Annotated in this window: 19 protein-coding genes; all 19 read left to right on the top strand. The window is 53.5% G+C overall.

The features are described from left to right. Positions 1-34: 34 nt before the first annotated feature. The 19 genes from HRQ63_RS08105 (at position 35) to HRQ63_RS08015 (ending at position 20,094) form a co-directional block, all read left to right on the top strand. Positions 35-769 (top strand): response regulator transcription factor, encoded by a 735-nt coding sequence (locus tag HRQ63_RS08105; protein WP_172241708.1) that lies wholly within the window; start codon positions 35-37, stop codon positions 767-769. 357 nt (positions 770-1,126) lie between these two features. Continuing rightward, positions 1,127-2,302: a methyl-accepting chemotaxis protein gene (locus HRQ63_RS26260; protein ID WP_172241705.1), complete on the top strand. Its 1,176-nt coding sequence runs from the start codon at positions 1,127-1,129 to the stop codon at positions 2,300-2,302. Positions 2,303-2,398: 96 nt separating this feature from the next. Continuing rightward, a complete protein-coding gene (pstB, locus tag HRQ63_RS08095) occupies positions 2,399-3,154 on the top strand; it encodes a phosphate ABC transporter ATP-binding protein PstB (RefSeq protein WP_172241702.1) in 756 nt (251 codons plus the stop codon). A gap of 40 nt (positions 3,155-3,194) precedes the next feature. After that, a complete protein-coding gene (gene phoU, locus HRQ63_RS08090) occupies positions 3,195-3,854 on the top strand; it encodes a phosphate signaling complex protein PhoU (protein WP_172241699.1) in 660 nt (219 codons plus the stop codon). Between the two features lie 131 nt (positions 3,855-3,985). After that, positions 3,986-5,005 carry a magnesium transporter CorA family protein gene (locus tag HRQ63_RS08085; RefSeq protein WP_172241696.1) on the top strand — a complete coding sequence of 340 codons (1,020 nt, stop codon included), beginning with the start codon at positions 3,986-3,988 and terminating at the stop codon, positions 5,003-5,005. Between the two features lie 146 nt (positions 5,006-5,151). Next, a complete protein-coding gene (gene polA / locus HRQ63_RS08080) occupies positions 5,152-7,830 on the top strand; it encodes a DNA polymerase I (protein WP_172241693.1) in 2,679 nt (892 codons plus the stop codon). Positions 7,831-7,877: 47 nt separating this feature from the next. Beyond that, complete coding sequence (gene mutM, locus HRQ63_RS08075; protein ID WP_172241690.1) at positions 7,878-8,726, top strand: DNA-formamidopyrimidine glycosylase; 849 nt, start codon at positions 7,878-7,880, stop codon at positions 8,724-8,726. Continuing rightward, on the top strand, positions 8,723-9,319 hold the full coding sequence (gene coaE, locus HRQ63_RS08070) for a dephospho-CoA kinase (protein ID WP_172241687.1): 597 nt from the start codon (positions 8,723-8,725) through the stop codon (positions 9,317-9,319). The genes mutM and coaE overlap by 4 nt, the downstream gene beginning before the upstream one ends. Beyond that, entirely contained in the window at positions 9,316-9,876 is a 561-nt protein-coding gene (locus HRQ63_RS08065) for a lytic transglycosylase domain-containing protein (protein WP_172241684.1), read from the top strand. Before coaE ends, HRQ63_RS08065 begins: the two co-directional genes overlap by 4 nt. A 111-nt stretch (positions 9,877-9,987) precedes the next feature. Beyond that, complete coding sequence (gene nrdR, locus HRQ63_RS08060) at positions 9,988-10,449, top strand: transcriptional regulator NrdR (RefSeq protein ID WP_172241681.1); 462 nt, start codon at positions 9,988-9,990, stop codon at positions 10,447-10,449. 189 nt (positions 10,450-10,638) lie between these two features. Next, positions 10,639-11,616, top strand: a complete 978-nt coding sequence (locus HRQ63_RS08055) for an ABC transporter ATP-binding protein (RefSeq protein ID WP_229714277.1) — start codon at positions 10,639-10,641, stop codon at positions 11,614-11,616. 1 nt (position 11,617) lies between these two features. Next, on the top strand, positions 11,618-12,361 hold the full coding sequence (locus HRQ63_RS08050) for an ABC transporter permease (protein WP_229714294.1): 744 nt from the start codon (positions 11,618-11,620) through the stop codon (positions 12,359-12,361). Between the two features lie 110 nt (positions 12,362-12,471). Then, complete coding sequence (locus HRQ63_RS08045; RefSeq protein WP_172241672.1) at positions 12,472-12,876, top strand: GntR family transcriptional regulator; 405 nt, start codon at positions 12,472-12,474, stop codon at positions 12,874-12,876. Then, positions 12,860-13,561 (top strand): ABC transporter ATP-binding protein, encoded by a 702-nt coding sequence (locus tag HRQ63_RS08040; RefSeq protein ID WP_172241669.1) that lies wholly within the window; start codon positions 12,860-12,862, stop codon positions 13,559-13,561. The genes HRQ63_RS08045 and HRQ63_RS08040 overlap by 17 nt, the downstream gene beginning before the upstream one ends. Beyond that, positions 13,555-14,307, top strand: a complete 753-nt coding sequence (locus HRQ63_RS08035) for a hypothetical protein (protein WP_172241666.1) — start codon at positions 13,555-13,557, stop codon at positions 14,305-14,307. The genes HRQ63_RS08040 and HRQ63_RS08035 overlap by 7 nt, the downstream gene beginning before the upstream one ends. Positions 14,308-14,592: 285 nt before the next feature. Continuing rightward, the gene (gene rpoD / locus HRQ63_RS08030; protein WP_229714293.1) at positions 14,593-15,471 is read left to right on the top strand and encodes an RNA polymerase sigma factor RpoD; all 879 of its coding nucleotides are present in this window, start codon (positions 14,593-14,595) and stop codon (positions 15,469-15,471) included. A 600-nt stretch (positions 15,472-16,071) separates the two neighbouring features. Then, a complete protein-coding gene (locus tag HRQ63_RS08025) occupies positions 16,072-17,751 on the top strand; it encodes a type 2 periplasmic-binding domain-containing protein (protein WP_229714276.1) in 1,680 nt (559 codons plus the stop codon). Between the two features lie 43 nt (positions 17,752-17,794). Continuing rightward, positions 17,795-18,865, top strand: coding sequence for a glycoside hydrolase family 53 protein (locus HRQ63_RS08020; RefSeq protein WP_244966271.1), 1,071 nt, complete (start codon positions 17,795-17,797; stop codon positions 18,863-18,865). 167 nt (positions 18,866-19,032) lie between these two features. Then, positions 19,033-20,094 (top strand): glycosyl hydrolase 53 family protein, encoded by a 1,062-nt coding sequence (locus tag HRQ63_RS08015; RefSeq protein WP_229714275.1) that lies wholly within the window; start codon positions 19,033-19,035, stop codon positions 20,092-20,094. Positions 20,095-20,154: the final 60 nt, after the last annotated feature.

Raw genomic sequence — 20,154 nt, 5'->3', positions numbered from 1 at the left:
ATGTTGAAGGCAAACGAAATGGGGGATCGAGCCAATGGCTAGGAAACTGCTCGTGATCGAAGACGAGCCGACGCTGTCCCGGTTGATTTCTTACAATCTGTCTCAGGACGGCTACGAGGTTGTACTCGAGGAGCATGGGACAGGCGGATATGAGCGGGCTCGCAGGGAATCTTTCGATTTGATCCTGCTGGACCTGATGCTGCCGGGCATGAACGGCATTGAAATTTTGGAGAAGCTGCGCGTTTCCGGCGTCAAGACGCCGATTGTTATTCTAACCGCCAAAAACGCTGAAGAAGACATCGTGCTCGGATTGAAGCTGGGCGCGGACGATTATATTACCAAGCCGTTTGGCGTATCGGAAATGCTGGCGCGCGTGGGTGCGGTGATCCGGCGTACGTCGGGCGAGGAATCGGAATATACGGCTCCGGCAAGTTCCGAATCCAAAATCAGCTTGGGTGCACTGACGATTTACCCGGATAAATACGAAGTCATGCTCGGTCAGCAGGCGATTAATTTGAGACCGAAAGAATTCGAAGTCTTGTTGTATCTGGCGCGTAAGCCTGGCGTCGTCATGACACGCGATGATTTGATGAACGCGGTTTGGGGCTTCGATTACATCGGCGGCCAACGCACCGTGGACGTTCACGTCAGCTCCTTGCGTAAAAAGCTGGAGCTTGATCCGGGTTCCGTGCATATCGACTCGATTCGAGGCGTAGGTTATAAGTTGGTGGTGGCTCAAGCCAAAGCGGACTCCAGACCCTCCCTTTAAGGGAAGGTCGGAGTCTTTTTTTTGCGTCTTTTTACCTAGTGTTAACCGAGCGTTGACACCAAAGTAACGAGTCCGCGCTATAATTGAAAAAAACACAACGGGGGCGAAGCATTTATGCCTGGAGCGGGAACGCTTGAAAGAGAAGAAGTGGTTCAAAAGTCTGGGTTAGAAAAACTTCTGCCCAATGGGCAAGCCGAACAACGCGAGCGGACAGGGGCGTCTGCCGCAACGGATGAACTTCGAGCGGAAACGGCACAAACTCCCGCTCTCGCTTCGCTTCTCCGCGGCAAAGGGCCGATGGAGCATCGTGCAAGACTTGCAAGGCATGCCGAACGGGAGCTTGAGTCGGAGGCTTCCGTGAAGGAATTCACAAAAGAGGCTTTAAGCAAGCCAACGGTATCTGCAGAAGAGGATATATCGTTTAAAAATGAGCTTGCTTTAGGGGATGAGCCGGGAGCGAATGAAGAACCGCTATCGTTATCCGATTATGCGCGCATAGCTCCGGTCATTGGGCCGGAACTTACTTGTTTTGAAGCTTTGCAGGTGTTTAAAAGCGAGGCCGAAGCACCTTGCGTGGTGGTCTGCTCGTCAAGCGGCCAACCGATGATGCTGTTGATGAGGGACGCTTTTTACCGCAAGTTGACCGGGCGTTTTGCGCCGGAGTTATTCTATGATCGCCCGGTAGCGGAAGCGGCCGGCTTGCCTCCGTTGACCTCGGAAGCGGATACCTGTCCGGCGGACCTGATCGATACGGCACTGGCAAGAGGCGACGAATCGTTCGCGGATTGCGTCATCCTCACGCGCGAAGGGCGTTATGAAGGCGTATTGACCGTTCGGGACCTTATTCGTTTGTCGCGCGACCTGCAAGAGCGTTCCGCGAAGGAACGTCAGAATCAGATCGCGGGAAGCCGGCGCATGCTGGGACAGGTATCGGGTTCGTTAACAGAGATTCATGATGCTGCCGGCAATGTGATGCGCGAGGCAGAGCGGATGAACCGCCGGACGGAAGACGGTCGTAAGGCGCTTGCCGATGCAGGTTCGGCTTTTTCCGATGCGGCTTCGGCTATCGCGGATCAACGCGAGTCGATCGGCGACATGCTGAGCTGCGCCAAGGAAATCGCCCAAGCAACCGGCTCGATTCGCGGGATTGCGGGCACAAGCTCGCTGCTCGCCCTGAACGCTTCGATCGAGGCTGCGCGGGCGGGCGAAGCGGGACGGGGCTTTGCGGTTGTTGCAGGCGAAGTGAGGGCTTTGGCCGAATCCACGCGTTTGCTTTCCGATGAAATCGGCAGCCTGTTGGAACGGATGAACACATTGAGTCAAGGCGCAGCAGCCGGCATGGAAGCAGCCGAGACTCGAATCCGCAGCGCATCGGACCGAATGGGCGCCGCGGACGGAGAGTTTCAAGAAGTGTCCGCGTCGGCTCGCGGCTCTGAAAAAGGCGGGCGTGTCACCTTCGGATTGACGGAAGGGGCGCTTCGCGAAGTCGAGGCGGTTCGCTCCGCATTGGAACAATCGTTAAACGAGCGATAAGACCAGATTTTACCCTGCGTTTACAATTCTTCTTAACGTCCTTAACAAACCGACGATACACTGGCTTGAGGAGAATCGCGAAGGAGACTCAGAAGAATGGAACCGATTATTCGTACCGAAAACCTGGATCTGTATTACGACCAGTTTCATGCGCTGAAGAGCGTCAATCTTGATATTCCCGAAAAAGCGGCGACCGCTTTTATCGGTCCTTCGGGCTGCGGCAAGTCGACGCTGCTCCGAACGCTTAACCGAATGAACGACCAAATCGCCGGGACGCGAATCGAAGGACTCGTGTCGCTTGGCGGCGCTGATATTTATGATAAAAACATGGAAGTCGAAGATTTGCGCAAGCGGGTCGGAATGGTCTTCCAGCAGCCGAATCCTTTCCCGAAATCGATCTATGAGAACGTAGCCTACGGCCCGCGCCTGAAAGGCATCAGCAAGAAAGCCGAATTGGACGAGATCGTCGAAGAGAGCTTGAAGCAATCGGCCCTCTGGGACGAGGTTAAAGATTTCTTGAAGCGTTCGGCGTTCGGATTGTCCGGCGGCCAGCAGCAGCGTCTGTGCATCGCGCGCGCGCTTGCGGTAAAACCCGACGTATTGCTGATGGACGAATCCACTTCGGCCCTCGACCCGATTTCGACGGCGAAGATCGAAGAACTGATTCGCGAGATCAAGCATAAATATACCATCGTCATGGTGACGCACAACATGCATCAAGCAGCACGGGTTTCGGATAAAACTGTCTTTTTCCTGAACGGCGTAGTCGTTGAAGCGGCGGAAACCAAGACCTTATTCTCCACGCCGGAAGATTCGCGCACGGAAGATTACATTTCCGGCCGGTTTGGTTAATCACATTATAAAGTATAAGGAATAAGGAGGTCGTTTCGATATGGTCCGCAGAACAGACTTTGACTCGGGATTGAACCAGCTTCGCGAACTGCTCATCAAGATGGGCACCCGAATGGACGAAGCGTTGCAGGAAGCCGTGGAATCGCTGAAAACAGCCGACTTGGCAAAAGCCGAAGAGGTGATCCGCCGCGACGGCGAGCTTAACGTGCTGGAAGAAGAAATTTTGGAACTCGGCTCGCAGTTGATCATTACGCAGCAGCCGGTTGCCAAAGACTTGCGCCGCATTATCGTCGCTTTCAAAATTTCGAGCGATCTGGAACGAATGGGCGATCTGGCCCGCGATATCGCGAAAGTGACCGTACGCCTGGATGGCGAAGCCGTTGTTAAACCATTGGTGGATATTCCGCACATGGCCGGCATCGCTTCGACCATGATTTCGGAGTCGATTCGTTCCTATATGGACGAAAATACCGATCTCGCGTACAAAATGGCGAAAGACGACGACGAAGTCGACGAGCTGTACGGCTCCATGCTGCGCGAATTGTACGCGCTGCTGATCGACAAGCCGGAAGCGGCGCCGCAAATGATGCTGCTTCAGATGGTGGGCCGTTACATCGAGCGTATAGCCGACCATGCGACGAATATCGGCGAAAACGTCGTATTCCTCGTAACCGGACGCCGCCCTGATTTGAATTCTTAATCGTTCCCCGCTGCCCGCGTTCTCCGGTATTCCCTGCCGGAGAGTGCGGGCTTTTTAATTTGGTTTGCAGAGTGAATCCGGCAGGGTAATGGATAAGGCGGACATGAGTATGCAGGGAAGGAAGAATGGATATGGATAAGGATGATCGGCTTCGCATACATAATAAACGATCGGAAGACGAAGATAGCTTAGACCGGGACTGGCGGTGGTACCGTTTCGTCGACCACGCGGATGCCAAGGAACGGCTCGGATATGCAGCCGACCAAGATATCGTCGATTGGCTGGAGGAAAGCACGTCGAGAACGCGCAACCGCACGCTGGCGATCGCGCGGCATGCCGGGGATGACAGCGTGCTTAACGGAACGTTGTCGCTCGACATGGCGCCTGACAAACGCGATAATAATCTGCTCCTGCACTATTTCGTAAAAAAAGACGTGTTGATTTTAATCGGCGGTACGAACTTGACGCTGACGCGCACCGATGAGGACGGATTACAAAAAGCAATGCTGGCCTGCGTTTCGCCGATCGATGCGCTTCTGGTGCTGTTAAGCGAAATTCTGGAATTTTTTTTCGTGCAATCCGATCGTTTCGAACAAAGCCTGCATGCGCTGGAAGAAGAGATGCGGGGGCGAAATGACCGACGCATCCTCAAACGCACCATCGATTTGCGCAACGATCTGACGTATTGGAACGCGCAAATCATTCCGATCAAGGAAATGCGCTACGCGTCCGACGAGACGTTTCGCAGAGATATGCAAGATTCCGACTGCAAACATATCATCGACATGCGCCTTAAGCGAATCAGCATGCTCCAGCGCGAATACGACGAAGAGATCGATTCGCTGCTTCGGGTAGACGAGAACATTACGAATTATCGCTCCAACGATATCATGAAAGCTTTGACGTTATATACGGTGCTCCTTACGCCGACGACGGCGCTCGGAGCGATCTGGGGCATGAATTTCGAACATATGCCGGAGTTGTCCTGGCCGCTCGGTTATGTTTTTGCGTTAAGCATTATTTTGGCTTCGACCGGAGCGACTTATTGGTGGTTGAAGCAGCGAGGGCTTACCGCGGACATTCTCGATATGAACATGGGTGCCGGCCGTGCGCGTACTCGCAAGAAAAAAGATAAAAATAATGAACGTTGAACGCAGCCCGGCATCATGCAAAAGATGCAGCATTCGAAAAAAATCCCCCTTATTTTTTGCCGGATTTCGCATAAGCGGGATTCGGCTTTTTAGACGTTTGATGGTATCATAGAGGAACGAAGATTACGCCAAAGCGGAGGTTGGGCATGAACAAATTAATGATGATCGACGGCAACAATCTGATCTACCGGGCATTCTACGGCATTACCGCCCCGCTGCAGACGGCCGACGGACGGCCGACCAACGCGGTGTACGGTTTTATGCTGATGCTGCTTCGGCTGCTGCAAGACGAGAAGCCGACACACATCCTGGTTACGTTCGACGCGGGCAAGAAGACATTCAGGCACGATACCTACAGCGAATACAAAGCAGGACGTCAAAAGACGCCGCCCGAGCTTTCCGCGCAGTTTCCTTTGCTGAAGGAACTGATCGAGGCGCTGGGCATCAAGCAATACGAATTGGAAAACTATGAAGCCGACGATATCATGGGAACGCTCGCGGATCGGGCCGATGCGGAGAAATGCGAAACGGTCATCGTCAGCGGCGACCAGGACGTACTTCAGCTGGCATCGGAACATGTGCGCATCAACTTGCTCAAGGGCAAGGGAGTAGGCGACGTGCTGCCGCACGGGCCCGAGCAAATCATGGAGCGTTTCGGCTTGACGCCGGCACAGATCGTGGATCTCAAAGGCTTGATGGGCGATTCGTCCGATAATATTCCCGGCGTGCCGGGAGTCGGCGAGAAGACGGCGTTGAAGCTGCTGCACGAATTCGGTTCGGTCGAGAATCTGTTGGACAATACCGACAAGCTGAAAGGCAAACAAAAAGAAAAAGTCGAAGAAAACAAAGACAGCGCGCTGCTCAGCAAAAAGCTGGCGACCATTTTCCGCGAAGTCCCGCTGCCGCTGGAATGGAACGAGCTTGCTTACGCCGGGGCGAACCGCGAAACGGCGGAACCCGTCCTGCGCAAGCTTCAGTTTAATTCATTGATCGAAAAAATCCCTTACGCGGGCGAAGAAGACGAAGATCCGTTCGCGGAACCGGCTCCGAAAGCGGAAGACCGTGCGCCGCTCGACGTACGGATCGTGGACGAAGACACGCTGGGCGAACTGATCGAATTCCTGCCGGACGTTAGCGTCCTGCATGCGGAAACGCACGGCGATAACCCGCATCACGCCGAGGTCGCCGGACTGACGCTTCACGGGCAAGATCGGTATTATTACGTGCCGTTCGAGCTGCTGCGTTCGCCGAAAGCTTCGCCGGTGCTGGATTGGCTGGAAAACGCCGACGCGCCGAAAAGCGGCTACGACCTGCACCGCACCGATCTGGCGCTGCATTGGAACGGCGTTCATTTCGCGGGCGCGGCATTCGATTCGCAGCTTGCGGCTTATCTGATCGATCCGACGGAAACGGCGACGACGGTAAGCGGCCTTGCGGTCAAATACGAACTGCCGACGTTGGCCGAGGACGAAGCGGTCTACGGCCGTCTGACCAAGTTCGCGTGGCCGGACGTCGAGACGCTCGCAGCTCATTCGGCACGCAAAGTCGAAGCGCTCGAAGCGATCATTCCGAAGCAGCGCGAGCTGCTGGAAAGCTTCGAAATGAACGATCTGTTCTACAAGCTGGAGATGCCGCTCTCGCGCATTCTGGCCGATATGGAAAAGCAGGGAATCGCCGTCAATCCGGACGACCTGGAAGCATTGGGCAGCGAATTCGAAGTTGAAATCAAACGTCTGCAAGGCGAGATTTACGAGCATGCCGGAACTGAATTCAACATCAACTCGACGCGCCAACTGGGTGAAATCCTGTTTGATAAATTGGGTCTGCCCGTGAAAAAGAAGACCAAAACCGGCTATTCGACCGATGCGAAAGTATTGGAGGAATTGGCGCCTTACCATGCGATCGTGCGGACCATTTTGCAGTATCGCCAATTGGCAAAGCTGCAATCGACGTATATCGACGGCCTGCTGAAAGAAATTCGTCCGGAGACCGGCAAGGTGCATACGTATTACCGTCAGGCTTTGACCGCCACAGGACGTCTGAGCAGCCAATATCCGAACCTTCAGAACATCCCGATTCGTCTGGAGGAAGGTCGCAAAATCCGTAAAGCCTTCGTTCCGTCGGAGCCGGGCTGGACGATTCTTGCCGCCGACTATTCGCAGATCGAACTTCGCGTATTGGCGCATATTTCGGACGACGAAGGATTGAAGGAAGCGTTCCTGCACGATATGGATATTCATACGAAAACGGCGATGGACGTATTCGGCGTGAAAAAAGAAGAAGTCGATTCCAACATGCGCCGTTCGGCGAAAGCCGTTAACTTCGGCATCGTTTACGGAATCAGCGATTACGGACTGTCGCAGAATCTCGGCATCACGCGGAAACAAGCCGCCGAGTTTATCGAGCAGTATTTCGCCGCTTTCAAAGGCGTTCAACAATATATGCACGATATCGTCGAAGAAGCGAAAAAAGACGGCTACGTCAAAACGATGCTTGAACGCCGTCGTTATCTGCCGGATATCCATAATCGGAATTTCGCGCAGCGTTCGTTCGCCGAGCGTACCGCGATGAACACCCCGATTCAAGGCACTGCCGCGGATATTATCAAGCTTGCGATGGTTCAGGTCGACGCGGTGCTTGCCGAGCGCGGATTGAAAAGCCGCATGCTGCTTCAAGTGCATGACGAATTGGTATTCGAAGTGCCGGCCGACGAATTGGAACTGATGAAGAAACTTCTACCGGAAACGATGGAAGGCGCGCTCAAGCTGTCCGTGCCGTTGAAGGCGGACGTCAGCTTCGGCGACAACTGGTACGAAGCGAAATAATCGCATTGCCGGATAACCCGGTTGCCATACGGAAAGGTGATAAAAGCATGCCGGAATTACCAGAAGTCGAAACAGTCAGACGAACTTTGAATACGCTCATTACGGGCAAAACGATCGAGCGCGTTACCGTGTCTTTGCCGCGCATCATTCGTCGCCCGGAAGACCCGCTGCTGTTCGCCGCGCTGCTCGAAGGACAAAAAGTACGCAATATCGAGCGCAGCGGAAAGTTTTTGCGTTTCAATCTGGACGGTTGGGTCATCGTGTCCCATTTACGCATGGAAGGCCGCTACGGGCTGTACGCGTCGAGTGATCCGGTCGAAAAGCATACCCATGTCATTTTCCACTTTACGGACGGTACGGAGCTTCGCTATCGCGATGTTCGGCAGTTCGGGACGATGGACCTGCTGCCTGCCGGCGAGGAATTTGCAGGCGCGCCGCTACTCAAGCTCGGTCTCGAGCCTTTGGTGCCGGAGTTTACGGCAGATGCCCTGGGTGCGAAGCTGGAAGGGAAGAAGACTCGTCTGAAGACGGTGCTGCTCAATCAAGAGATTGTGGCGGGTATCGGGAACATCTATGTGGACGAGACGTTGTTCCGTGCAGGTCTGCATCCGGAAAGAGCGGCAGGCAGCCTGAGTCGTCCGGAACTGGAACGTTTGCATCGCTGCATCGTGGATATTTTAAATGAAGCGGTCGCTGCCGGCGGCTCTTCGGTGAAGTCCTACGTGAACGGTCAAGGCGAATCCGGTTCGTTTCAGGATCAGCACCGAATCTATGGTCGCAAAGGACAGCCTTGTCATACCTGCGGCACTCCGATCGAGCGTATTGTGGTAGGCGGGCGAGGTACCCACTACTGTCCGACTTGCCAGAAGCCGCATGAAGGAGGACATCAAGCATGAGAATCGGATTGACCGGCGGCATTGCGACGGGGAAAAGCACCGTCTCTAACATGTTGGCGGCACAAGGCGTTCATATCGTCGATGCCGACATCATTGCGCGCGAGGTGATGAACCCGGGGCAACCGCTTTTGGCTGCCGTAGCCGATCGATTCGGTCCGGAGTTCCTGCTGCCGGAAGGCGGCTTGGATCGGCGGAGGATGGCGGAGCATATTTTCAACCGGCCCGAAGAACGCGAAGCGCTCAATGCGATCGTCCATCCGGCCATCCGTGCAGAGATTCGCAGACAGGTCGACGCCGCGGAAGCGGCTGACCCGACAGGAATCGTGGCTGCGGATATTCCGCTTTTATACGAGTCCGGTCTGGAAGGGTTGTACGAGAAGATCGTCGTTGTCTACGTCCCGCGTGCCGTGCAGCTGGAGCGCTTGACGATGCGCGACGGGCTGGCGCCTGAACAAGCGGAAGGACGCCTGAACGCCCAGCTTGATATCGAGGAAAAAAAGCGCAGGGCAGACTTCGTGATCGACAACAGCGGTACGCTTGAAGAGACGCAGCGTCAGGTCGGGGTGCTGTTGGAGCAATGGGTGGCGCGATGAGGATGCTGAAGAAGAGATTCGTGCTGCCGCTGTTCGTCTTGGTGCTGGGAGCGCTCTTTTTCAATAGCGGATGGATGTCCTGGGTGTATCCGATCGGCTATAAGGAAGAAATCCGTGAGCAGTCCGACTCTTATGAAATCGATCCGTTTCTGATCGCGTCGATCATTCGGGTCGAGACAAATTTCCGGCCCAGCAAGGAATCGCGGGTCGGTGCGCTCGGCATTATGCAGCTGATGCCGGATACGGCAACCTGGGCGATTGAACAGGGCAAGCTGCCGGAAGCGACGACCGAACGGATCAAGCACGAGCCGGATACGAATATTCGAATCGGAACTTGGTACCTGCGCAATCTGTCCGACCAATTCGGCGATAATACGTTGGCGGTAGTGGCTGCGTACAACGCGGGACCGGGCAATGTGAAGAAGTGGCTGGAGGAAGGGACTTGGGACGGGAAGCTGGAAAGCGTGCGGGATATTCCGATCGGAGAAACCCGGCACTATGTACAGCGGGTCGTTTACTATTATAATCAGTATACGAAGGTTTACGAGACGTTCTGAAGCGGACGGAGAACCCGTGCCTTGTCAACACTAAAGGTAAGGTCACGCCCACCGGACGTAATCCTGTGATTAAGAGTTGACAAGGTACCAGGTAGAAAGGAAGTGAAAGCTTTGAAATGCCCTTATTGCGATTACAGCGGTACCCGCGTGTTGGATTCAAGACCGGCCAACGAAAACAAATCGATCCGAAGAAGGCGCGAATGCGAAAGCTGTGCCCGAAGGTTTACCACATTCGAGATGGTCGAGGAAACGCCGCTGATTGTGATCAAAAAGGACGGAAGCCGCGAAGAGTTCAGCAGGGATAAAATTTTGCGCGGCCTGATCCGGGCTTGCGAAAAGCGTCCGGTGTCGGTGGAGCAGTTGGAGACGGTGGTCTCGCGCGTTGAACGTTCCTTGCGCAATACGGCAGTCGCCGAGATCGAAAGCGGTCAGATCGGCGAGCAGGTCATGCAAGAGTTATACCCGGTGGACGAAGTGGCCTATGTGCGCTTCGCTTCGGTTTATCGGCAGTTCAAGGACATTAACATGTTCATGAAGGAACTGAAGACGCTGCTGTCGAAGGATGAGCAGTGAAAAGGAGGAAATCCGATTCGTAAGGAGGCGCTGGGGCGCTGCGGGAATCGGATTTTGATACAAGAATAAGTTTAGCGTTCATTTGCCTTAGGCATATGAACGCTTTTTTATTTTTTCGAAAAATGGTTTACAGTCTCTGTGTATCGGTGTACTATATAAATATAACACTAGTACATGGAGGTAGGGATTATGAATTTGGCGCAACCGAATCATCCGGATTCCTCGCAGCAAGAAAGACTTGAAGAACCGGTGCTTACGTTGGATCAAGTGACCAAACGGATCGGGAAGAAGACGATCGTGGATGGATTGTCGTTTGAAGTGCGTCGCGGCGAAATCGTGGGGCTGCTTGGGCCGAACGGTGCGGGCAAGACGACGGCGATTCGCATGATAACGGGATTGATTACGATCAATGAAGGCGATGTCCGCATTGCGGGGCACAGTATCCGGAATGCGTTCAAGCAAGCCATCGTTCATGTGGGAGGCATTATCGAAAATCCGGAATTTTATCCGTATATGAGCGGGTTCGATAATTTGAAGCAGGCGGCGCGCATGACGGATACGGTGACGGATGCCCGCATCATGGAAGTAATCGCTCTGCTCGGTTTGCAAGAAGCGCTTCATAAAAAGGTCAAATCGTATTCGCTCGGCATGCGGCAGCGTCTCGGGATCGCTCAGGCACTGCTTGATCGGCCCAAGCTGCTGATTCTGGACGAACCGACAAACGGGCTTGACCCCGCCGGCATACGCGAAATGCGCGATTATCTGAAGAGGATTTCGCAATCCGAGGGGATTGCCGTCCTGGTGTCCAGCCACCTGCTGTCGGAGGTCGAGCAGATGTGCACGCGCGTCGTCGTCATTCAAAACGGCAAATGGGTAACGGAGCACCGTATCGGGGATCGAAAGAATGCGACATCGATGCCCGAGCTTCGGCTTCGCGTCGATCGTCCTTCTGTAGCGGCGCGCGTTTTAAAAAAGTTGGAGCATGTGCAGGTGACCGAGGTCAAGGAAGAAACATCCGAGCTGGCATGCCGAGTCGCGGACGCGGATATGCCGATGCTGATCGATGCGCTTCGGGAAGAGAAGATAGCCGTATACCGGATTACCGAAACGAAAAAATCGCTTGAAGACGAATTCCTGCAATGGACGGGGGGCAACCAAATTGCGTAATATGACGGGATTGGTGCACAACGAATGGTTGAAGCTGACGAAAAAGAAAAGCTTTTGGGTATCGCCGGGTCTGCTGGCTGCGCTTACGGTGTTGGTGACCGTGATGCTTTACCGGTTTTCGGCAAACGTGGCGGGGATCGAATCGGGAATCGCTTATGCGGCAGGGATGCTGGGCGCTTCGGGAACCGGACAGTTCGTCACCGTTTTATCGGTGGTCGCTACGGCGGGAATCGTCGCTCAGGAGTATGCGCAGGGCACGATTAAATTCCTGCTTATCCGCTCCCGCAGCCGCGGAGAGATTCTCGTTTCGAAATATTTGGCCGTCGTTTTGTATATTTTGATGATGACCGTCATCTCGTTCGCGGTTCTTTTTATCGCAGGGGGGGTTACTTTCGGATTCGGCGGTACGGGCGAGCAGTGGATAGAAGCATTGAAGCAGGGGGCATACGGATTCATCTATTCCCTTGTGTACGCTTCGCTCGCTTTTATGGTCGGCGTGCTGACGCGTTCGTCAGGCGTATCGATCGGAGCAGGATTGATCGGCACGATGTTCGGCGCGATCGTGATCCAGAAAGACTTTTATAAATACGTATTGCTTCCGAATGCCGATCTGTCGGTCTACGGGACAAGCGGACCTCCGCTGCCGGGAATGACGGTCGGATTTTCGCTGACGGTGTCGGCGGTGTACGTGGCGCTGTTTCTGCTTGCGGGGTATACTGTGTTCAGACGCCGGGACATAGCCTGATCAAGCCGCAAAGGCATCGGAAGAACAATCCCTCGGCGTACGGGAAAACAAAACCGATGCAGGCTGCTTCAGCGTATGTCCCGGCATGCGGAAAGGTGTGAACGTCAGACGTGACTATCGAATTCGACAACAATCTGCCCATCTATCTGCAGATCATGAATTACATCAAGCTGCAAATCGTGACGGGCAAACTGGGTCCCGGCGAGAAGATTCCTTCGGTGCGCGAGCTGGCTTCCGAACTGAAGATTAATCCGAACACGATCCAGCGGACGTTTCAGGAACTCGAACGGGAAGGCGTAGCCGAGAGCAAGCGGGGCTTGGGCCGGTTCGTGACAAGCGAGGATGAGAAGATCATGAGCATTAAAAAGGAAATGGCTTCCGACCTGCTGCAACGGTTTATAGGCGGGATGAAGGAATTGGGATTCGACAACGACAATATCGTGAAAATCGTGGCGGAGTCCGTAAAAGACGAACAGGGCGAAAAGGAGGGAAGCGGGCGTGGAACAACTGCTTGAACTGCAATCCGTAAGCAAGGCGCATGGTCAAAAAACGGCGCTTTCCGACGTATCGCTGAATATCGGTCCGGGTCGGATCGTCGGTCTGCTCGGCAGCAACGGGAGCGGAAAGTCGACGCTGCTCCGAATCGCGGCGGGGCTTGAGCGTCCGGATTCGGGAAGCGTGCGCGTCTTGGGCGAGCCGCTTGGCGCGCGCTCCAAAAGTACCGTTTCGTTCATGCCGGATCGCCCGCAGTACGAGCCGTGGATGACCGTGGGCGACGCGCTCGATTTTCAAAAGGACTTTTTCGCCGATTTCGATCCCGATAAAACGCGGCGCATGCTCGAGTTCATGAAGCTGTCGAAGCGGGACAAAGCGTCTTCGCTGTCCAAAGGCATGGGCGAGCGGCTTCAGTTGACGCTCGCGCTGTCGAGGCGCTCTTCGCTGTACCTGCTCGACGAGCCGCTGGGCGGCGTCGATCCGGTAGCCCGCGACCATATTCTTGACGCGTTGGTCGAATTCTACGAAGAAGACAGCACCGTGATCGTGGCGACGCATTTGATTGCCGATATCGAGCGGATCTTCGACGAAGTGATAATGCTTAGGGGCGGAAGCCTGGTGCTGTACCGGGAAGTGGAGCAGATTCGGTCGGAGACGGGACAAAGCGTGGATCAGCTGTTCAAAGAGGTGTATGCCGAATGCTGAAATTGTTGAAATACGATTTGAAAAGGGATCAGTTCATGCTGCTGGGAGGCGCGTTCGCTCTGATTCTGGCGCTGCTGGCGATCGAATTCGCAGGACGGCGCGCAGGCATCGCGATCGATGCCAGAGCCGTATTGAGCTTTATGGTCTATGCCTTTATGGGTCTGTTGATTCTGATTGCGGTGTGCAACAGCTTCCGAGGCAATATTCGTTCGGCCGGCCGCCGATTGGTTCCTCTGGGCAGCGTTCATCACGTTTTGTCGGAGCTGCTGTACGCGACTTTGCTTGTCTTGTCGCTGATGGCGATCGCAGGGCTGCATTTCGTTTATTATGACGCGAGCGGGATTTTGCGAAGTCTCGAGCAGTCCGGCAGCATAACGGTTTCCGGGGCGGCTTTCGTGCCGCTCGCGATTCCGTTCAATATGTTGTGGAGCACGTTGTTTTTGACGACGCTCCTGTTAGGGGTTACGGCGTTCACGGAAAGTTTGAATATCAAAGGGAAAAGCCTAATCGCCCTGATTTTGATCGTGGTCGTGCTCAGCGTGATCGCCGGCGTGGAAAATAGCCTGCTCGGCGGACAAAACCATTCGATGTTTCGGTCATTTTATATCGAAGACCAATCCAATTTGTCTTTCCGTAACGAAAGTGTCGGCATCCATGCATGGTCGTTCGGTTTCGAACTATTCATTGCCGCTTTTTGCATTTGGATCACGACCAGGCTGATCGATCGCAAAGTTACGATCACTTGAACTTCGTAAAAATAAAAAAACGCTTTTCGTCTCCTTGAGGATTCGAAAAGCGTTTTTTGTGTTAATCGTAAAGAATGCCATTAAACATAATAAAAACATCTTTCCCGGTTGCTTTCCATCGAGAAAGATGTTATACTAATAGCTGTCCGTAATTTAGTTGTTATAAACAAATATATTAAAATCATAGCACGGATTGATTTTATTGTCAAATAATTTTTAGAACGATTTATTAGGGAGTCAACCCTCAATTTCTGGAAGGAAGGGGAACTATAGATGGATCGAAATATGGAAACCGAGTCCGCTCAGATTCCGGAAGAAGCTGTTCTAACCGGCGCGGGAAGCGACGATTCGGTACGCATGTACCTGAAAGAAATCGGACGCACGCCCCTTTTGTCCGCAAATGAAGAAATTTCCCTGGCGGAACGCATTGTTCAAGGAGACGAAGAAGCAAAAAGAAGATTGGCCGAAGCGAACTTGCGTCTCGTCGTAAGCATTGCCCGCCGTTATGTAGGACGCGGCATGATGCTGCTCGACCTGATTCAGGAAGGCAACATGGGCCTGATCAAAGCCGTAGAAAAGTTTGACCATACCAAAGGCTTCAAATTCAGTACCTATGCGACTTGGTGGATCCGTCAGGCGATTACCCGCGCTCTGGCCGACCAAGCCAGAACGATCCGTATTCCGGTGCACATGGTCGAGACGATGAACAAGTTCATGCGCGTCTCGCGTCAAATGCTTCAGGAACTCGGCCGCGAACCTTCCGTCGAAGAATTGGCAAAAGCGATGGAAATGACCGAAGAGAAAATCCGCGACATCATGAAAATCGCGCAAGATCCCGTCTCGATCGAGACGCCGATCGGCGATGAACAAGATTCCAAGCTCGGCGACTTTATCGAAGACAAAGAAGCGATTGCACCATCCAAGTTCGCGGAAGCCGGCCTGCTGCGCGAACAGCTTGAAGAGGTACTCGATACGCTTACCGAGCGCGAAGAAAACGTGCTTCGTCTGCGCTTCGGTCTGGAAGACGGCCGCGCCCGTACGCTCGAAGAAGTCGGAAAAGAGTTCGGCGTTACCCGCGAACGGATCCGCCAAATCGAAGCTAAAGCACTGCGCAAACTCCGCCACCCGAGCCGCAGCAAAATCCTGAAAGGCTACCTGGAGTAGACTTTCGATCCTTTGAGACCGGAACCATTCGTTCCGGTCTTTTTTCTATGCAGGTGGGGGAAAGCTTGGGCGCTGCGGGATAAATTCCAGCATATGCTTCCGAAGTGCATTTCTTCGAAATGCTTTAAAACGCTGTCTCACTCGGATACTGTAGGCAGATTCAAGAAGATCCGAGTTCAAAGGCGTTTTAACCTGAATTTCTCCCTCCGCTTTTCGCTTTTTTGTAAGGAGTAAGATCTTTGTCGGTCTATCGGCCAGGACGGAACGTCCCGGTCTCTTTCTACTGAAAAAGTGCGCTGTACATTTTTTCAAAAGTATTTCGTATTAATCTTTTCTTTTTAAATAAAAAAGGATTAAGGAAAGGCGGAGGAAGAGTTTCAGTGTAGGAGCGATAGCGTTCGCCTTTGAACTAGAGAAGCCCCATATAAAATTCCAATCAGGCTTCTCTAGTTCAACACGCGACCGAAACGAAACTTTTCCTCCGCCGCCTTTAAAAGGTTGCGAAAGGTGCAGAAATGTTGGAGATGCGACATAGGCCGCCAAGCCTTTTCCCCTCTACAATAAAAAGGAAGCGATCTCAAAACTTAGGGAGGGGAAGAATTGGGAACAAAACGATGGGGAATTAAAGGGGGCCTTCTGGCGCTATGCGCCGGCTTGGCATTAAGCGGATGCGGCGGCGGAGGAACAAGCAGCGAAACGGCGGAAAGCAGCGATTCGCCGAAAGTTGAAAACGTATACAAAGAGAGCTATGATCCGCCGGTGACGATCACCACCGCCTGGGGCATCAATCCGATCGCCGAATTCAAAAACGGAGAAACGATCGAAAACAACGTCGCGACCAAGTGGGCGAAGGAAAAGTTCGGCATCGACATCAAATCGCTCTGGTCGGTAACGGACGCGAACAACGCATTCACGACGAAGATGAGATTATCGATGTCTTCGGGACAGGAAATGCCGGAAATCGTGACCGTGGGCGACGATTTGTTGGCGCAGGATTTGATCGACTCCGGCATGTACCAGGAAGCGGGACCTTTGTTCGATGAATATGCTTCGGATACATGGAAAAAAGCGATGGAGCTCGACCCGAATATTTGGAACCCGTATACGCGCGACGGCAAACGAATGGGGATCCCGATTCTTGATTACGCTTACAATAACGACTACCTGCTGTGGATTCGTCAAGACTGGCTGGACAAGTTGAACTTGCAAGCGCCGAAAACGATCGATGAACTGGAAACGGTCATGGAGGCTTTCAAAACCGACAATCCCGACGGCTTGGCGCCGGATAAAGTGATTCCGCTCAGCATCGGGTTCAAAACGACGATGAACACTTGGATGGGCGACCCTTCCTGGATTTTCGGCGCTTACGGCACGCTGCCGCAGCAGTGGAACATGGGCGAGGACGGCAAGCTGGAATACGGATCGGTCAACCCGGCGATGAAAGAAGGTCTCGTCAAAATCAAAGACTGGCTCGATAAAGGATATATTCCTCAGGAAGCGGCTTTATGGGATGCGAACAAAACGGCAGAGCCCGCGGTGGCCGGAACGGCCGGCATCATTCCGGGGCCGTATTGGATGAGCGGATGGCCGCTTCAAGACACCGAGCAAAACGTGCCGGATGCCGTATGGAAACCGATCGCGATTCCGTCAGGTCCGGACGGTACCGCCATGCGCCACGGGACGAAATTTTCCAACGGCGTCATTTTGATCAAAAAAGACATGGCGCATCCGGAAGCGTTTTTCACGTATCAAAACTATTTATTCGACAACTACGCGGACCCGGCGCCGGGAAGCCCGTACGATTACGGTCTGTTCGAAGGCTACGACTACGAGTTGGATGCGCAAGGACAGCCGATTCCGGGCGAAGAGAGCAAAGACGGCGCCTACGTCAACGTTACGCTGTACCTGCTCGTTCATGACGGGGCCCGCATTCCGGATGCCCAGATGAAGGCGCTGCTGAAGCTGGCGGACGGCGAAGAACCGGTGAGCAAGATGGAAAAAGACGTCGCGCTCAACTATGGGCCGGAGACTCCTGCCGCGGCCAAAGTTCTGCTGAGCCAGGAAGAGATCTCCAAGAAAAACATGTTTACGGGACCGACTACCGAGACGATGAAATCCAAACTCGATTATCTGAATAAAATGGAGAATCAAGTATTCAACGAAATCATTTACGGGAAAAGTCCGGTCGATGCGTTCGATGCGTTCGCGCAATCCTGGCAATCAGGAGGCGGCGAACAAATCACGCAGGAAGTCAACGAATGGTACGACAGCGTAAAGTAAGCCTTTCGCATGCGTATACACGGACAGATGGAGGAATAGAATCTTGAATATTCGAAACAAGGATTTTTGGGTCGGCATGGATTTGTCTTTCATGGATGAAATCGAGCACGGCGGAGGACGCTATTACGACGAAGAGGGCAATGAACGCGAACTGCTCGGGCTGGTCAAGGAAAAAGGCGTCAATGCCGTGCGGCTGCGTATTTGGAACGATCCGGTCGGCGGCTTCTGCAACTTGGAGCGTACGGTCGGAATATCTAAACGGATCAAGCGACTGGGCTTGCATTTTTTGCTCGATTTTCATTACTCCGACAAGTGGGCCGATCCCGCGAACCAATGGAAACCGGCAGCTTGGGAAGATCTTTCGTATGAGCAGCTGGAACAAGCCGTTTACGACTATACGGCGGAAGTGCTGGAGGCGTTGAAAAAAGAAAACGCGCTGCCGGATATGGTACAGGTCGGCAACGAGATCACGCCCGGCATGCTGTGGAACGAAGGCAAAGTGGACGGCGAAGCTTACGACAACGACCGACAGTGGGAACAATTTGCCGGATTGGTCAAACGGGGCATCGAAGCCGTGCATGCGGCAAGCCCGGATATTCGCGTCATGATCCATATCGATCGGGGCGGCGACAATGCGTCCAGCATCAAATTTTTCGACCGCTTCGAGCAGCTTCAAGTGAAGTTTGACGTGATCGGTCAATCTTTCTATCCATGGTGGCACGGAACGCTGGACGATTTGCGCGGTAACCTGCATGATCTGGCCGCCCGTTACGGCAAACCGATCAACGTGGTCGAGACGGCTTATCCGTGGACGCTGGAAGAACCGGAAGGGTCGAAATGGGTGATGAACGGCAAAGAAGGGTTGCTCCCGCTGCCGGAATACCCGCCGACAGTCGAAGGGCAACAGCGTTATCTGGAGGAACTGATCTCTATCGTACATGCTGTGCCGAATGGACTGGGCGAAGGATTTTATTACTGGGAGCCGGCTTGGATTCCTTCGCAAAAAGAATGGTCCGTGGGGCATCCGAACAACTGGGCCAATCTGACGATGTTCGATTTTGAAGGAAAAGCGTTGAAGTCTTTTGCGGCATTGGCCGGACAGACTGCGAAATGATCGCCGGCCGGAAGTGCGTCCGAACGACTTCCGGTCGAGTTTTTCAACCCATACCTTGTCAACGCTAAAAGTAAGGTTACGCTCGTCTGAAAAGCACCCAAAGCGTGTGCGTTTCATACAAACGTAATCCTCTGATTATAAGTTTTCAAGGTACCAGGAGGGATAGAATGGAGACAAGAAAGCCGATCAGAACCCTAATGTTGACGGTGTTGTGCGCCGTTTTGCTGATCTCGACGTGGAGTGTCGCCGCTCCGAACACCGCTTCGGCCGCCGCGCCCGCATTCGCCAAAGGCGCGGACATCAGTTGGGTAGCCGGACTCGAAGCCCAAGGTCAGACCTGGAAAGACAAAACCGGCAAGCAAAAAGACATTCTGCAAATTCTCAAAGACGATTATCAAATCAATTCCGTGCGTATTCGCGTTTGGGTCAATCCGAACATGAGCGACTACAAAAACGGATACTTGAATGCGGAAAAAGCGGCAGATCTCGCGGCGCGCGCAAAAAAGCTCGGGATGAGCGTCATGCTGACGCTTCATTATAGCGATTCTTGGGCCGATCCCGGTCAGCAGACCAAGCCTTACGCATGGCAAAATTTCAACTTTACCCAATTGATGGACGCCGTATGGAACCATACGGTCTACGTGATGAATACGATGAAAAACAAAGGCGTGACGCCGGATTGGGTGCAAATCGGCAATGAGACGAGCGACGGTATGCTGTGGCCGGACGGCCGTGCTTCCCAAGGCGGGATGAAAAATTACGCGTGGCTCGTAAACACGGGCAACAACGCGGTCAAATCGGTCAGCAGCAGTACCAAAACGATCGTGCATCTGGCCAGCGGCCATGATTCGGCACTGTTCGAATGGAACATCGGCGCATTGATCAACAACGGCGCAACGTTCGATATGGTGGCGATGTCGTTGTATCCGAGCGCGTCCGATTGGCAGACCAAAGTCAATCAAGCGGCGGCGAACGCCAACAATATCATCGCCAAGTACAACAAAGACGTCATCGTTACCGAGATCGGACTGGAGTATAATCAAGCCGCTGCGACCAAAAGCTTTATTTCGGATATCAAGCAGAAAATTCGCAATATCCCGAACGGCCGCGGCAAAGGCGTCTTTTATTGGGAACCGGAAGCGCCTCCGGGCTACAACGGCGGATACAACAAAGGCGCTTGGGGAACCGACGGCAAGCCGACGCAGGCGCTGGAAGGTTTCTTGAATTAAGTCTTGATGAACGGCAAAGAACCGATCCTTCTTTTCTAAAGGATCGGTTCTTTTTGCTTC

Source organism: Saccharibacillus endophyticus (genome assembly GCF_013185185.1).
Lineage (GTDB): Bacteria > Bacillota > Bacilli > Paenibacillales > Paenibacillaceae > Saccharibacillus > Saccharibacillus endophyticus.
The sequence above is the reverse complement of the archived record's forward strand: the minus strand, read 5'-3'. Positions and strand labels throughout refer to the sequence as shown.

Bases quoted from the DNA above. Each gene is read 5' to 3' on its own strand.
- pstB (WP_172241702.1), top strand. From the start codon at position 2,399: ATGGAACCGATTATTCGTACCGAAAACCTGGATCTGTATTACGACCAG.
- HRQ63_RS08055 (WP_229714277.1), top strand. From the start codon at position 10,639: ATGAATTTGGCGCAACCGAATCATCCGGATTCCTCGCAGCAAGAAAGA.
- HRQ63_RS08035 (WP_172241666.1), top strand. From the start codon at position 13,555: ATGCTGAAATTGTTGAAATACGATTTGAAAAGGGATCAGTTCATGCTG.
- polA (WP_172241693.1), top strand. From the start codon at position 5,152: ATGAACAAATTAATGATGATCGACGGCAACAATCTGATCTACCGGGCA.
- coaE (WP_172241687.1), top strand. From the start codon at position 8,723: ATGAGAATCGGATTGACCGGCGGCATTGCGACGGGGAAAAGCACCGTC.
- HRQ63_RS08065 (WP_172241684.1), top strand. From the start codon at position 9,316: ATGAGGATGCTGAAGAAGAGATTCGTGCTGCCGCTGTTCGTCTTGGTG.
- HRQ63_RS08050 (WP_229714294.1), top strand. From the start codon at position 11,618: ATGACGGGATTGGTGCACAACGAATGGTTGAAGCTGACGAAAAAGAAA.
- HRQ63_RS08015 (WP_229714275.1), top strand. From the start codon at position 19,033: ATGGAGACAAGAAAGCCGATCAGAACCCTAATGTTGACGGTGTTGTGC.
- rpoD (WP_229714293.1), top strand. From the start codon at position 14,593: ATGGAAACCGAGTCCGCTCAGATTCCGGAAGAAGCTGTTCTAACCGGC.
- phoU (WP_172241699.1), top strand. From the start codon at position 3,195: ATGGTCCGCAGAACAGACTTTGACTCGGGATTGAACCAGCTTCGCGAA.
- HRQ63_RS08085 (WP_172241696.1), top strand. From the start codon at position 3,986: ATGGATAAGGATGATCGGCTTCGCATACATAATAAACGATCGGAAGAC.
- mutM (WP_172241690.1), top strand. From the start codon at position 7,878: ATGCCGGAATTACCAGAAGTCGAAACAGTCAGACGAACTTTGAATACG.
- HRQ63_RS08105 (WP_172241708.1), top strand. From the start codon at position 35: ATGGCTAGGAAACTGCTCGTGATCGAAGACGAGCCGACGCTGTCCCGG.